This window comes from Schaalia naturae, assembly GCF_042665795.1.
GTDB lineage: Bacteria > Actinomycetota > Actinomycetes > Actinomycetales > Actinomycetaceae > Pauljensenia > Pauljensenia naturae.
In genome coordinates this window covers 941,893-954,560 of sequence record NZ_JBHTEF010000001.1, presented here as the reverse complement: position 1 = coordinate 954,560, position 12,668 = coordinate 941,893, and the positions used below count along the sequence as shown (strand labels likewise).

Here is a 12,668-nt window from a genome sequence, read left to right as displayed (position 1 = left end):
TGGTCCTCACAGGTGGGCGTAGACGTCGTCGAGGGTGAGGCCCTTGGCGATCATCATGACCTGGGCGTGGTACAGCAGCTGCGAGATCTCCATCGCGCAGTCGTCGAGGCTCTCGTACTCGGCGGCCATCCAGACCTCGGCGGCCTCCTCCACGATCTTCTTGCCGATGGCATGGACGCCGCGGTCCAGCTCGGCCACGGTCCCCGAGCCCTCCGGGCGTGTCCGGGACTTCTCAGTGAGCTCGGTGAACAGCGCGTCAAAAGTCGTCACCCCGTCAGGGTACCTGCACGTAGTCGTTCGTGACGGCGGCGTCCATGTCGGGAGCAGAGGACAGCATGCCCGGAATGCCGGTGAGGAAGGAGCCCATCGCCTTCCACCGGTCGAGGTCCTGCTCCCCGGTGACCGCGCCGTCCGCGTCCGTGAACAGGGGGGTCGTCGCCGCCAGGACGGCGCGCGCCCCATTCAGGGCCTCGGCGCCGCTGAGCGTGTCGTCGTAGGCCTCTGTGGCCTCCACGGCGTGGTCCGGATCGTCGACGACCCGCTGGATGCCGGCGACCGTGCCGGCCACGACGGCCCGCGCCTCGTCCGGGTGGGCGTCGAGCCAGGAGCGCGTGGAGATGAGCGAGGCTCCCACCAGCGGGGTCGTGTCGGGGTCCAGGTCGATCGTGCGGACCGCCATGCCGGCCTGCTGGAACTGGACGAGGTCGTTGTTGGTGAAACCGACCACGGCGTCCACCTCTCCCCCTGCCAGGGCCGCCTGCTGGGTGTAACCGATCGAGACGACGGTGACGTCCTGGTCGGTCAGGGACGCCGCGTCGAGGGCGGCGAGCAGCCCCAGCCACGTCGACCCGTACTCGCCGGGCACCCCGATCCGCCGGCCCTCGAGATCTCCCGTCGAGGTGATCGGCGAGTCCTCGGGGACGATGATGGTCACGGGATAGGACTGGTAGTAGGCGCTGATCGAGACCAGGTCCAGTCCCTGGTCCCGGGCCTGGAGGACCTCGTCGCCCGAAGCCAGGACGACATCCTCCTCCCCCGCCGCCAGCGCTGTGAACAGGCCCTCGTCGGTGCCATGGTGGCGGATCGTCGTGTCGATCCCCTCCGAGGCGTAGATCCCGTCCTCCTGCGCGACGTAGACGGGCGAGAACTGGACGTTCGGGATGTAGGTGAGCCCGATCGTCACGTCGTCGGCGCCGCCCCCCGACTGCGCGCCGCCGGACGAGGGTGTTCCCGACTGCTCCGCCGACTGCTGGTCCTGGCCCGCGCATCCGGCCGACCCCAGCGCGAGCGCGAGCGGCACGGCCGTCAGCGCGATCAGATGTCTCCTCATGAGTCCTCCTTCAGGACAGCTCGCCGGCGCGGCGCCGGCCCTTCTCGATGCGGTAGATGGCGCCGTAGGCGCTCATCGCCAGCAGGCACAGGATCCCGATGGTGACGAACATGCCCGCGGTGTCCAGGTTCTGGCGCTGCTGGCCCAGCACGCCGCCCAGGCCACTGCCGCCCATCACCATCTCCCCCACGACCGCGCCCGTGACAGAGAGCGTGAACCCGTTGCGCAGCCCGGCGAGGATCGAGGGCGCTGCCAGGGGCAGCTCGATGAAACGGGCCATGACCCAGCCCGACGCCCCGTCGAGCTCCGCGGCCGCGAGGATGTCGCGGTCCAGGTGGCGCAGGCCCAGAACGCTGGAGACGAGGATCGGGAAGAACACCATGAGGGCGCACAACGCCACGATGGGCGCCAGCCCGTATCCGACCCACAGGACGAGCAACGGGGCCAGGGCGATCGCGGGAATCGCCTGGGTGGCCCCGAGGAAGGGCTCGACGGCCGCCTGGAACAGCCGGAAACGGTAGATGGCGTAGCTCGTCGGCAGCGCCACGACGGCCCCGGCGAGGGACCCCATCAGAGCCTCGAACGCGGTGACGCCCATGCGCCGCCAGGTCGAGGGCTGGGCGAGCAACTCCGCCCCGCGCCGTGCGACGGCGCCGGGCCCGGGCAGGCGCCACGCCTCGATGCCCGTGAGGGCGGTGCCCGCCCACCACAGGAGCAGCAGAGCCGCCAGCAGGACCGCGGGCGCGATCACCGCGACCGCTCCGGAAGGCTGTGACCCGCGTCTCACGACCGCCCTCTCCGCACACCGGGGCGACCATGAGCCAACGCGACGCCACGGGCGTCACGCCGTTGCTCCTCCCATCCGGACTTTCACCGTCGGCGCCGGAATTCCACCGGCTCAGCCGTCCCATCAGGAACGGGTCGCGGACTGTCACCGCCGGTTCGGGTTTTCACCGACCCCGGAGCATGGGGCCATTGTGCCACGTCGCAGCGCTCAGTGGCAGTGCCTGCCGGCTAGCGCCCGGAGCGCGTCGACCTCCGCGGCGGCGTCCTCGGCCCGGAACACCGCGGAACCGGCCACGAAATTGTCGGCCCCGGCCTCGGCGGCGCGTTCGATCGTCTCCCGCGACACACCGCCGTCGACCTGGACGGAGATCTGCAGCCCGGAGGCGCTGATCGCCGCGCGGGTGCGTCGGACCTTCTCGAGCATCGGCTCCAGGAAACGCTGGCCGCCGAATCCCGGTTCGACGGTCATGACGAGGATCATGTCGAACTCTCCGAGCAGGCCCGCATAGGGGGCGATGTCCGTGGCGGGGCGCAGCCCCAGGCCGGCGCGCGCCCCGAGGCGGCGGATCTCGCGGGCCAGGCGGATGGGGGCGGCGGCGGCCTCGGCGTGGAAGGTCACCGAGGCGCATCCGGCCTCCGCATAGGCCGGCGCCCACCGATCGGGATCCTCGATCATCAGATGCGCGTCGACGGGGAGGACGTCGGCCCTCACGCAGGCCTCGACGACGGGCAGGCCCCACGTGAGATTCGGCACGAAATGGTTGTCCATGACGTCGACATGGGCGACGTCCGCGCCGCTGATCAGCCGGAGCTGGCCGCGGAGGTCCCCGATGTCGGAATTCAGGATCGACGGCGAGATCGTGGGTTTCATGCGCCCAGCGTATCGGCTGCCGTACGCCGCATGACCGCGATGAACATCAGGTCGGTCCCGCTGCGGTGCCCCCACAGCTGGAGGGTGCGCCCGGGGACGGCGCGGCCGCGGCGGTCCGCCACCAGGCCCGCGCCGTCCGGGACGCCGAGCGGCCCCGCTGCCAGCCCGTCGGCGACCGCGACCGTGTCGAGCAGCTCCACGCCGCCGCCGGCGAGGAGGCGCTCGACCTGGTCGCGGGTCTCCGCCCGGTGCGGCGAGCAGGTGACGTAGGCCAGGACCCCACCGGGGCGCAGGAGCCGCACCGCCCGATCGAGCAGGGCGGACTGCAGGGCCGTGAGGTCCGCCAGATCGGACTCCTTCCGGCGCCAGCGGGATTCCGGGCGCCGCCGCAGCGACCCCATGCCCGTGCAGGGGGCGTCGACGAGGATCCGGTCGAAGGAGCCGTCCGGCCAGGGAGTGCGGGGACCGCCGAAGGAACGGCCGTCGCTGGAGACGACCTCGACGGTCCCCTCCGGCAGGGCGCGCACCGTGCGCTCCACGAGGCGCGCGCGATGGGGATGGACCTCGTTGGCGACCACGTGGGCCCCCCGGCGGGCGGCGAGGGCGCCGAGCAGCGCGGCCTTTCCGCCGGGTCCGGCGCACAGGTCCAGCCACAGGCCGTCTGGGCCGTCCCCTCCGGACCGCTCGGGAGCGACGGGCGCCGCGGCGGCTGTGAGCGCCGCCAGCTGCGAGCCCTCGTCCTGAGCCCCCGCCCGGCTGCTGCGCACCGACGGCAGGGCCGCGGGATCCCCGGACTCCAGCAGGACGGCGAGGTCGCAGACGTCGCCGGGGGCGACCCGCGTGTCGAGGATCTCCTCGGCCTCGTCGGCGAGCTCCGCCGGGGTGATGAGGCCGGGACGGGCGACCAGCGCGACCACGGGCGCTTCGTTGTCGGCTGCGAGGAGGTCCTCGAGCTCGCTGGCCGGTGCACCGTGGGCGGACAGGGCGTCGCGGAAGGCGCTGACCATCCACTCGGGGTGGGAGTGGAGCACGGCGAGGCGGCGGTCCGGGTCAGCGATGGCCTCGATGTCCGCCCGGATGCCCTCGGCTCCCTCGCGGGTGAGCGACCGCAGGACCGCGTTGACCATGCCGACCGGTCCGGCCGTCGACACCTCGCGGGTCAGGTCGACGGTGGCGGCGACGGCCGCATGGTCTGGCACCCGCATGTCGAGGATCTGATGGGCCCCCAGGCGCAGCAGATCCACGACCTCCGGGTCGAGGGTGTCCAGGGGGCGCGTGAGATGGCGGGCGAGCACCCAGTCCAGACGGCCCCGTGTGCGCAGCGTCCCGTAGACGAGTTCGGAGGCGAAGGCGGCGTCGCGGGAGGTGAAGCGCGGCACGTCGGTGCGGGCCCGGCGCAGGGCGCGCGGCAGCGCGAGGTTCGCGTAGGCGCCGGCGTCGACCTCCCGCAGGACCTCGTAGGCGACGCGGCGGGCGGGGTCGGCTCCCTTCGCCGGGCGATATCCCTCGCGGTACCGGTGGACGCCCATCAGCGGGACCCCGCCCGGTCCGGGGAGCCGGGCCTCGGTTCCTGAGACGGCGTGGCTCCCAGCCGCGCGCCGTCCTCCAGGCGGGCGCCGCGGGACCACGCCGCGGCGTCCATCCACCCGCGTCCGGCGGGGGCGACCTGGCCCAGGCGGACCGCTCCCCGCGCACAGGCCACCTCGACCCGCTGACGCGACAGGACGAGCCGGCCCGCTCCTCGCGCCAGCGTCGGCGAGTGCGGCACGGGCTCAACCGGGCCGAGCGCCAGCCTGCGCCCGTCCGGCAGAGTGGTCCAGGCCCCCGGGTTCGGCGTGACGGCGCGGATGCGGCGGTCGACCTCCTCAGCCGGGGAGGAGAAGTCGACGAAGCCGTCGCCGTGGGTGAGCCTGCGCGCGCGCGTGATCCGCTCGCCGTGATCGCCGATGTTCTGGGGGGCGGGGCGCGCCGTGCCCGCCTCGAGGGCGTCGACGGCCTCGACGACCTGGCGGGACCCGAGGTCGGCCATGCGGGCGAGCAGCTCGCCGGCGGTCTCCCGGCCGATGGCGACGGGGAGGCGGGACAGGACGGCTCCCGTGTCGAGCCCGGCCTCCAGCTGGAAGACCGAGGACGCGGTGCGGGCGTCCCCCGCCAGGAGCGCCCATTGCACGGGCGCGGCCCCCCGCCACCGGGGCAGGTCAGAGAAGTGGAGGTTGATCCAGCCCAGGGGCGGGATGTCGAGGACCTCCTGGGGGATCAGGGCTCCGTAGGCGACGACGACCCCCAGGTCGGCGCGGGCCCCCCGCACGGCTGCGCGAGCGGCGCTGCCCGCGGCCCCGTCCTCTCTGAGCGTCGACGCCTCGACGACCGGGATCCCCCGGTCGTGTGCGACCTCGGCGACCGGGGACGGCCGCAGGGCCCTGCCGCGTCCGGAGCGCGCCGGGGGGCGCGTGAGGACCGCCGCCACCTCATGGGCGGAGGCCAGCAGGGCGAGGAGCGTGGGGACGGCCGCATCCGGCGTCCCGGCGAAGATGATGCGCACCGGCCCAGTCTAGGCGAGGCCCGTCCGCATCCTCACTGGGCGCGGTCTCCGGGAGGGGCTCCCATGAGGCCACGGTGGCGCAGGGCCTGGCGCAGCGCCTCCGATCCGGTGAAGAGGATCGCGTCGATCCCCAGCGCCGCCGCCCCCTCGATATTGTCCGCCGAGTCGTCGACGAAGACCGTGTCCTCCGGACGAGTCCCGAAACGCTCGAGCATCAGGCGGTAGATCCGGGCCTCCGGCTTGCGCATGCCCTCGAACCCGGAGACGACGACGTCCTCGAGTCGCGAGACCACCGGGACCAGGTCCACCGCATGGTGGAAGAGCTCCCCGGGCCAGTTCGACAGTCCGCCGATCCGCACGCCGCCATCGAGCAGGTCGGCGACCAAGCGGTCCATTCCCGCCACGGTCCCCCGGATGGAGGCCGGATAATTCGCCACGTACCGGTCGAGGAAGTCGACGTCCCCGGGGTAACGCTCCGCGAACCACTGCCGGGCGCGGCCCAGGGGGAGGCCTGCGTCGAGCCGCTGGTTGAAGGCCCAGAAGTCGGTGCGCGCGACGAACGCCTTCCACTCTCCCGCGTCGGCCACCGGCTCCTGGGTCGCCTCGGGATGCCAGTCCACGAGGACCTGGCCGAGGTCGAAGACGACGATGCCGGGGGTATGGATGGTCATGGGAGCCCTCTCAGAAGAGTTCGGGTGGGTTGACGGTGATCCGGACCATGGGAAGGCGGTGGGCCGCGCGGTGCTGCTGGATCCGGGCGAGGGCGCCGAGGAGCCCGGGCGCGTCCCCGTGCGCCACGCGGACGAGGGCGCGCACCTCGGGCGTCGCCTCCTCCTTCCCCTCCCCCGTCGCGCCTCCGGGCTGCGGCCCGCTCCTCGGCACGATCCCCATGAGTTCCCCTCCTGAGCCGGCCGCGATCTCCTCGACATCGGGGGCGGGGCCGTCCAGCGCGACGATCGTGGTCGCCGGGAAGAACCCGAGGGCCTCCCGCTCGTCGAGGAGGCGGTCGGCCAGGCCGGCGGGGTCCCATCGCACGAGGGCCTGGGAGAGCACCGGATCGAGGCCCCCCAGGACCAGGGCGGGCGCGCCGGCGCGCACCAGCGAGAGCGCGTTGAGCCAGCGCCGCAGCGCCTCCTCCGGCGCCCAGAGCTCCGGCCTGCCGGCGATGGCCGGCGCGTCGAGGATGAGGGCCGCGGCGTAGCCGTCCTCGGCCCGCGGCTCGGCCCCGGGCGTGGCGACGACGAGACGCGGCTCGGCCCCGATGGACCGGGTGATCTCCCGTGTCGAGGAGGAGACTGTGAGGGGGACGCCGGGGAAGGCGCGGCCGAGCTCCTCGCCGGTGCGCTCCGACCCCACTCTGACGGCCCGGAGCCGCGTGCCCGCGCACTGGGGGCACCGCCATTCCTGGGTGCCGCGCCCGCACCACGCGCAGCGCACCGTCCGGTCGGGCCCCAGCGACAGCGTCCCCCCGCAGTGGGCGCACCGGGCGACCCGCCGGCATCGGTCGCAGGAGACCACGGGCACGTACCCCGCCGAGGGCACCTGGATGAGCACCGGCCCGTGACCGAGTTCGCGGCGCAGCGCCTGCTGGGCGCGCGGAGGCAGCCTGGAGGCGCCGGCGGGCCCCTCGCGCTCGCGGTCCAGCTCGTCGGGGACCGCGACCCGCGGGGTCGAGGCGCGCAGGGCGGGGCGCTCGGGCGCCAGAGAGGCCGCCCAGCCCGAGCGGACCAGGGCCTGGGCCTTCACGGATCGGGAGAAGGCCCCGGCGATGAGCCCCGCCCCCTCGAGGTGCGCGCGGGCGACGGCCACGTCGAGGGCGGAGACCCGCGGGGCGCGCTGCTCCTGGAGGCGGTCGTCGCCGTCGTCCCAGACGACGACCAGGCCGAGGTCGCGCACGGGGGCCCAGACGGCCGACCGGGTGCCCACCACGAGGCGGGCGCGTCCCGACAGGGCCTCCAGGTGGACGCGATAGCGCTGGGCAGCGGGCAGGTCGGCGGCGGTGACGGACACGGCGGACTCGCCCAGCACGCCGGCGAGCATGTCGGCGACGGCCCCGGCCTGGGCGGACGTCGGGGCGGTGACGACGACCGAACGCCCGGACGACAGCGCGGCCGCCACGGCGTCCGCCAGCTGGGCGTCGCGCGTGGGGGCCAGGGCCGTCCAGACGGCGCGGGGCGACTCCCCGGCGGCGAGGCGCCTGAGCAGGGCGCCGCCCCCCGGATGGGAGTCCCAGGATGTGCCCGCCGGGGCTTCGGGCCGCGTCAGGGCGGGGTCGGGCTCGGCCAGGACCTTCCGTTCGGTGGCGGCGTGGCGGTCGGGGACGGCCAGGCTCAACACTTGTGAGGCGGTGGAGACCGTGCGGTCGGCGATGTAGCGGGCCAGGCGCAGCAGCTCGGGCGAGACCACCTCCGTGTCCGAGGCGACGGAGAGGAGGGGCTGCAGGCGGCCCGGGTGCTCGCTCGAGTCGGCGCGCGCCACGATCCATCCGAGATGCTTCGCCCCGCCCAGGCGCACCCGGACGAGGCGGCCGGGTCCGGCCGTGTCGGCCAGCTCCGCGGGCACCGCATAGTCGAGCGGGTGGTCGAGGTGGGGGAGGTCGACGTCGACGAGGACGCGGGCGACGGCCTGCGGGGCCGCTGGGCCCCCCAGGTCGATGAGCGTGCCCTGTGCGTCCTCCATGCCTCCATTGGACCACGACGCGCCCCCGTCTGGGGCCGAGGAGCTCAGCCGAGCAGCGCCGTCCCGTAGCGGAGGGCCACCATGGCCAGGAGGACGACCAGGACCAGTCCGGTCAGCGTCCAGTCGGTGCCGGCCTGGATGAAGCGCCGCCACGAGGCGGGGGCCGGCAGAGCGCTGTCCCTGATGTTGATCCGCGTCAGGCCCGCCCACACCAGCGTCGTCGTCAGCGTGACGAGCAGGCACCACGGGCACAGCACGTGGATGACGAAGTAGGACTGCATGAACAGCCACAGGGCGAATGCCAGGGCGACCGTGTAGAGCGCCTCCACGCAGCGCATGTACCAGCGGGGGAAGCGCACGCCGGCGAGCATCCCGACCGAGACCGCCAGAACGACCGACTCGAAGGCGATGCCGAGGAAGGCGTTGGGAAAGCCGAGGACGCGGGCCTGCGGGGTCATCGCCACGGCGGAGCAGGACAGGACCTCGGAGATGTCGCAGGCGAACGTCGTCTGCGAGTCCGCGGCCAACCGCCAGGCCTCGATCGACAGCGTGAACGAGGCATAGAGGCCCAAGCAGCCGGAGACGATCATCTCGATCGCGGTGCGCGCCCGCCAGGACTGTGGCGCGGGGCGCCGCAACTCCAGATCGACGTCGAGGCCGTCGGGGTCGGTGTCCGCGTCTGCTGCTACCGCCTGCTCCATGCATCCTCCTGAGGGTGTCGGAGACACGATACCCCACGGGGGTACCGGGTGGCGACGTCCGGCCGGCTCCGCTCAGGCGCCGACGGCGCTGCGGAGCGCCTCGACGCGGGAGGTCTCCTCCCAAGAGAAACCCGGCCGGCCGAAGTGCCCGTAGCACGAGGTCCGGGCGTAGATCGGACGCAGCAGGTCGAGGTCCTCGATCATGCCGCGCGGCCTGAGGTCGAAGACCTCACGGACCGCGTCGGCGATCGCCGCGTCGGAGGCCTCCCCCGTGCCGAAGGTGTCGACGTAGAGCCCGACGGGGCGGGCGCGTCCGATGGCGTAGGCCGCCTGGATCTCGCACCGGCGCGCCAAGCCCGCGGCGACGACGTTCTTCGCGACCCAGCGCAGGGCGTAGGCGGCCGAGCGGTCCACCTTCGAGGGGTCCTTCCCGGAGAAGGCGCCGCCCCCGTGGCGCGCCATGCCGCCGTAGGTGTCGACGATGATCTTGCGGCCCGTGAGCCCGGCGTCCCCCGCCGGCCCCCCGATGACGAAGCGGCCCGAAGGGTTGACCAGCACGTCCATGCGGGAGCGATCGAGGTCGAGGCCGGCCTCCTCGAGGACCGGGCCGATGACGTGGACGCGCATCGCGGAGTCCAGCTGGCCGAGGGTGAGGTCGTCGTCGTGCTGGGTCGAGATGACCACGGTCTCCAGGCTGACGGGCCGGTCGCCCTCGTATCCGAGGGTGACCTGCGTCTTGCCGTCGGGGCGCAGGCCCTCGACGATGCCGCGATGGCGGACCTCTGACAGGCGGCGGGCCAGTCGATGCGCCAGCCAGATCGGGGCGGGCATGAGGTCAGGGGTGTCGGTGCAGGCGTAGCCGAACATCAGGCCCTGGTCCCCGGCGCCCTGCCGTTCGCGCTCGTCAACGGCGCGGGAGTCATCGCGCGACTCCAGGGATTTGTCGACCCCCTGGGCGATGTCCGGGCTCTGCTGCCCGATCGAGACGGACACGCCGCAAGACGCCCCGTCGAAGCCGATGCGCGAGGACGTGTACCCGATGCGGGTGATCTCCGACCGGACGATCTGGGGGATCTCCACGTAGGCGTGCTCGGTGGTCACCTCGCCGGCCACGTGGACGAGGCCGGTCGTGACCATCGTCTCGACGGCCACGCGGGCGTCGCGGTCCTGCTCGAGGATCGCGTCGAGGATGGAGTCGGAGATCCTGTCGCAGATCTTGTCGGGGTGCCCCTCCGTGACGGACTCGGAGGTGAAGAGTCGAAGTGCCGAAGTCACCCGGCCATCGTAGCGAGCAGGCGCCCGATATGGTCGAGCAGAGCGCGGGCGACCTCGCGCTTCGTGCCGCTGATCACGTCGAGCTGCTCTCCCCGGCCGTCCACGAGGTGCACCGTGGTGGGCACGTCACCGAAGCCGCGGCCGCCGCCCACGGCGTTGACGGCGAGGAGATCGGCCCCCTTGCGCCGCGCCTTCTCCCGCCCGGCGGCCAGCACGGCCGGCGCGTCCCCCGTCTGCGCGGCGAAGCCGACGACCACGCGCGGCCGGTCGGGTGCGGCTGCGGCCCCCGCCAGGATGTCGGGGGTCCGCTCGAGCTCCAACACCGGCGCGGCGTCGCTGTCGGGGTCCTTGCGGATCTTCTCCTCGGCGACTCTCGCCGGCCGGAAGTCCGCGACGGCGGCGGCCATGATGAGGACATCCGCTCCGGCGAGGCGTTCCGTGACGGCCTCCCCCATGAGGGCCGCCGTCGGGGCCTGGACGACCGCCACGCCGGCGGGCACGAGGGGGGGCTCCACATTGGCGAGGACCAGGGTCACCTGAGCGCCGCGGTCGCGGGCCTCCGCCGCGAGCTCGCACCCTTGGCGCCCCGAGGAGCTGTTTCCGAGGAACCGCACCGGATCCAGCGGCTCCCGTGTCCCTCCTGCTGTGATGAGCACGCGACGGCCTTCGAGGTCACGCGGCGGCGCGCCGAGGGCGTCGAGCGCGGCGCGGACGATGACCTCCGGGTCCGCCAGACGGCCGACGCCGCTGTCCCCGGAACTCAGCGCCCCTGACGCGGGGTCGACGACATGGACCCCGCGCCGGCGCAGCGCCGCGACGTTGTCCCGGGTCGCCGGATTCTCCCACATGGCGGAGTGCATGGCGGGAGCCGCGACCACCGGGCACCGTGCGGCCAGCGCGGTGGCGGTCAGGAGGCTGTCGCCCAGCCCGAGGCGCAGACGGGCCAACAGGTCGGCCGTCGCCGGCGCGATGAGGACCAGGTCCGCCCGGCGCGCGAGCTCCACGTGGTCGGCGCCGCCGGCGTCGAAGACCCCGGTGCGCACGGCCCGGCCCGTCAGGGCCTCCCACGTCGCCGTTCCGACGAATCGCAGAGAATCGGGCGTGGGAGCGACGATGACGTCGATCCCACGCCCGATGAGGTCGCGGACGACCAAGGCCGTCTTGTACGCGGCGATACTGGCGCCGACGCCGACGACGACGGTGGGCGGCATGCTCAGTCCGTGGACTCGAGGGTCAGCAGCCCCTCGTCGATCTCCCGCAGTGCGATGGCCAGCGGCTTCTCATCGGGCTCCGTCTCGACGACGGGACCGACGAATTGCACCATGTTCTGCTCGAGCTGGAGCATGTAGGAGTTGATCTGCCGGGCGCGCTTGGCCGCGAAGATCACCAGGGCGTACTTCGAGTCGACGTGCTCGAGGAGATCGTCGATCGGCGGGTAGGTGATGCCCTCGGGGTGGGCGACCATTCCGGACATGTAGCCTCTTCTCGTGGACTCGGACGCCCATCCGTGAACCGGAGGGCGTGGGCAGTCTACTCCAGGCCCATGCACCGGGCGAGTTCCGTGGCGGCCTCCTCGACATCGGAGTTCGTCACAATGCGATCGAACTCCGCCCGGGCGCCCATCTCCTCACGCGCGATGCGCAACCGTTCCTCGCGCTCCTCGTCGGTCTCGGTGCCACGGCCGGCCAGACGCCGCCTGAGCTCCTCCCACGACGGCGGGACAAGGAAGACCAGGAGGGCGTCGGGTATGGCGTCGCGCACCTGCCGTGCGCCGTTGACGTCGATCTCAAGGACGACCGGCCGGCCCTGGGCGAGCGCCTCCTCGACCGGCTCGCGAGGCGTCCCGTAGCGGTGGTCCCCGTACCGGTTCCACTCGAGCATGCGTCCCTCGCGCACGAGCTCGTCGAAACGGCCCTCGCTCACGTAGAAGTACGTCGTGCCGGGGATCTCTCCCGGACGCGGATCCCGGGTCGTGGCCGAGACGGAGACCACGACCTCGGGATGCCGGCGACGCAAGACGCTGACAACGGTCCCCTTGCCGACAGCGCTGGGACCTGCGAGGACGGTGAGGCGGGCGGCAGTCATGCCCCCGATTCTGCCACGCTCATCCGAAACGGCGGACGAGCTCCTCGCGCTGGACCGGCCCCAGTCCCCGCACCCTGCGGGAGGGGGCGATCCGCACCTCCTCCATGAGGTGCGCGGCCGTGTTGGCCCCCACGCGCGGCAGGGACTCCAGGAGCGCCTGGACCTTCATCTTGGCGATCGCCTCGTCCGTGTCGGCGAGCGCCAGCGCCTCCGACAGAGACATGGACCGCGACTTCAACGCGGCCTTCACCTCGGCGCGCCGCCTGCGCGCCACCGTTGCCTTCTCAAGCGCCGCGGCACGCTGCTCGGGCGTCAGATCGGGAAGAGCCATGGTGAATCACCCCTTGACTGATGTGACTACTGACACAGACAGCATGACATCCCGGCCGCTCCCCCGCG

General features: G+C 73.2%; 14 protein-coding genes and 1 riboswitch. All 14 genes read right to left on the bottom strand.

What is annotated here, in order from left to right; translation table 11 throughout:
- Nucleotides 1-6 precede the first annotated feature (6 nt).
- A complete protein-coding gene (locus ACFQWG_RS04180; protein WP_380972404.1) occupies nt 7-270 on the bottom strand; it encodes a phosphoribosyl-ATP diphosphatase in 264 nt (87 codons plus the stop codon).
- A 4-nt stretch (nt 271-274) separates the two neighbouring features.
- Nucleotides 275-1,330: an ABC transporter substrate-binding protein gene (locus tag ACFQWG_RS04175; RefSeq protein WP_380972403.1), complete on the bottom strand. Its 1,056-nt coding sequence runs from the start codon at nt 1,328-1,330 to the stop codon at nt 275-277.
- Nucleotides 1,331-1,340: 10 nt separating this feature from the next.
- Nucleotides 1,341-2,117 carry an ABC transporter permease gene (locus ACFQWG_RS04170; protein WP_380972401.1) on the bottom strand — a complete coding sequence of 259 codons (777 nt, stop codon included), beginning with the start codon at nt 2,115-2,117 and terminating at the stop codon, nt 1,341-1,343.
- 59 nt (nt 2,118-2,176) lie between these two features.
- A riboswitch (FMN riboswitch) is annotated at nt 2,177-2,301 on the bottom strand.
- 23 nt (nt 2,302-2,324) lie between these two features.
- Nucleotides 2,325-2,987: a ribulose-phosphate 3-epimerase gene (rpe, locus tag ACFQWG_RS04165; RefSeq protein WP_380972398.1), complete on the bottom strand. Its 663-nt coding sequence runs from the start codon at nt 2,985-2,987 to the stop codon at nt 2,325-2,327.
- Nucleotides 2,984-4,516 (bottom strand): RsmB/NOP family class I SAM-dependent RNA methyltransferase, encoded by a 1,533-nt coding sequence (locus tag ACFQWG_RS04160; RefSeq protein WP_380972396.1) that lies wholly within the window; start codon nt 4,514-4,516, stop codon nt 2,984-2,986. The genes rpe and ACFQWG_RS04160 overlap by 4 nt, the downstream gene beginning before the upstream one ends.
- Entirely contained in the window at nt 4,516-5,529 is a 1,014-nt protein-coding gene (locus ACFQWG_RS04155; protein ID WP_380972394.1) for a methionyl-tRNA formyltransferase, read from the bottom strand. Before ACFQWG_RS04155 ends, ACFQWG_RS04160 begins: the two co-directional genes overlap by 1 nt.
- A 32-nt stretch (nt 5,530-5,561) precedes the next feature.
- Nucleotides 5,562-6,200: an HAD family hydrolase gene (locus tag ACFQWG_RS04150; RefSeq protein WP_380972392.1), complete on the bottom strand. Its 639-nt coding sequence runs from the start codon at nt 6,198-6,200 to the stop codon at nt 5,562-5,564.
- A gap of 10 nt (nt 6,201-6,210) precedes the next feature.
- The gene (locus tag ACFQWG_RS04145) at nt 6,211-8,208 is read right to left on the bottom strand and encodes a primosomal protein N' family DNA-binding protein (RefSeq protein ID WP_380972390.1); all 1,998 of its coding nucleotides are present in this window, start codon (nt 8,206-8,208) and stop codon (nt 6,211-6,213) included.
- Nucleotides 8,209-8,252: 44 nt separating this feature from the next.
- Nucleotides 8,253-8,798: a vitamin K epoxide reductase family protein gene (locus ACFQWG_RS04140; RefSeq protein WP_380976212.1), complete on the bottom strand. Its 546-nt coding sequence runs from the start codon at nt 8,796-8,798 to the stop codon at nt 8,253-8,255.
- Between the two features lie 183 nt (nt 8,799-8,981).
- Complete coding sequence (gene metK / locus ACFQWG_RS04135; protein ID WP_380972387.1) at nt 8,982-10,184, bottom strand: methionine adenosyltransferase; 1,203 nt, start codon at nt 10,182-10,184, stop codon at nt 8,982-8,984.
- The gene (gene coaBC / locus ACFQWG_RS04130) at nt 10,181-11,395 is read right to left on the bottom strand and encodes a bifunctional phosphopantothenoylcysteine decarboxylase/phosphopantothenate--cysteine ligase CoaBC (protein WP_380972385.1); all 1,215 of its coding nucleotides are present in this window, start codon (nt 11,393-11,395) and stop codon (nt 10,181-10,183) included. Before coaBC ends, metK begins: the two co-directional genes overlap by 4 nt.
- 2 nt (nt 11,396-11,397) lie before the next feature.
- Nucleotides 11,398-11,658 (bottom strand): DNA-directed RNA polymerase subunit omega, encoded by a 261-nt coding sequence (rpoZ, locus tag ACFQWG_RS04125; protein WP_291496656.1) that lies wholly within the window; start codon nt 11,656-11,658, stop codon nt 11,398-11,400.
- A 56-nt stretch (nt 11,659-11,714) separates the two neighbouring features.
- Nucleotides 11,715-12,269 carry a guanylate kinase gene (gene gmk, locus ACFQWG_RS04120; RefSeq protein ID WP_380972383.1) on the bottom strand — a complete coding sequence of 185 codons (555 nt, stop codon included), beginning with the start codon at nt 12,267-12,269 and terminating at the stop codon, nt 11,715-11,717.
- Nucleotides 12,270-12,288: 19 nt separating this feature from the next.
- Nucleotides 12,289-12,600, bottom strand: a complete 312-nt coding sequence (gene mihF, locus ACFQWG_RS04115) for an integration host factor, actinobacterial type (RefSeq protein WP_291496658.1) — start codon at nt 12,598-12,600, stop codon at nt 12,289-12,291.
- Nucleotides 12,601-12,668: the final 68 nt, after the last annotated feature.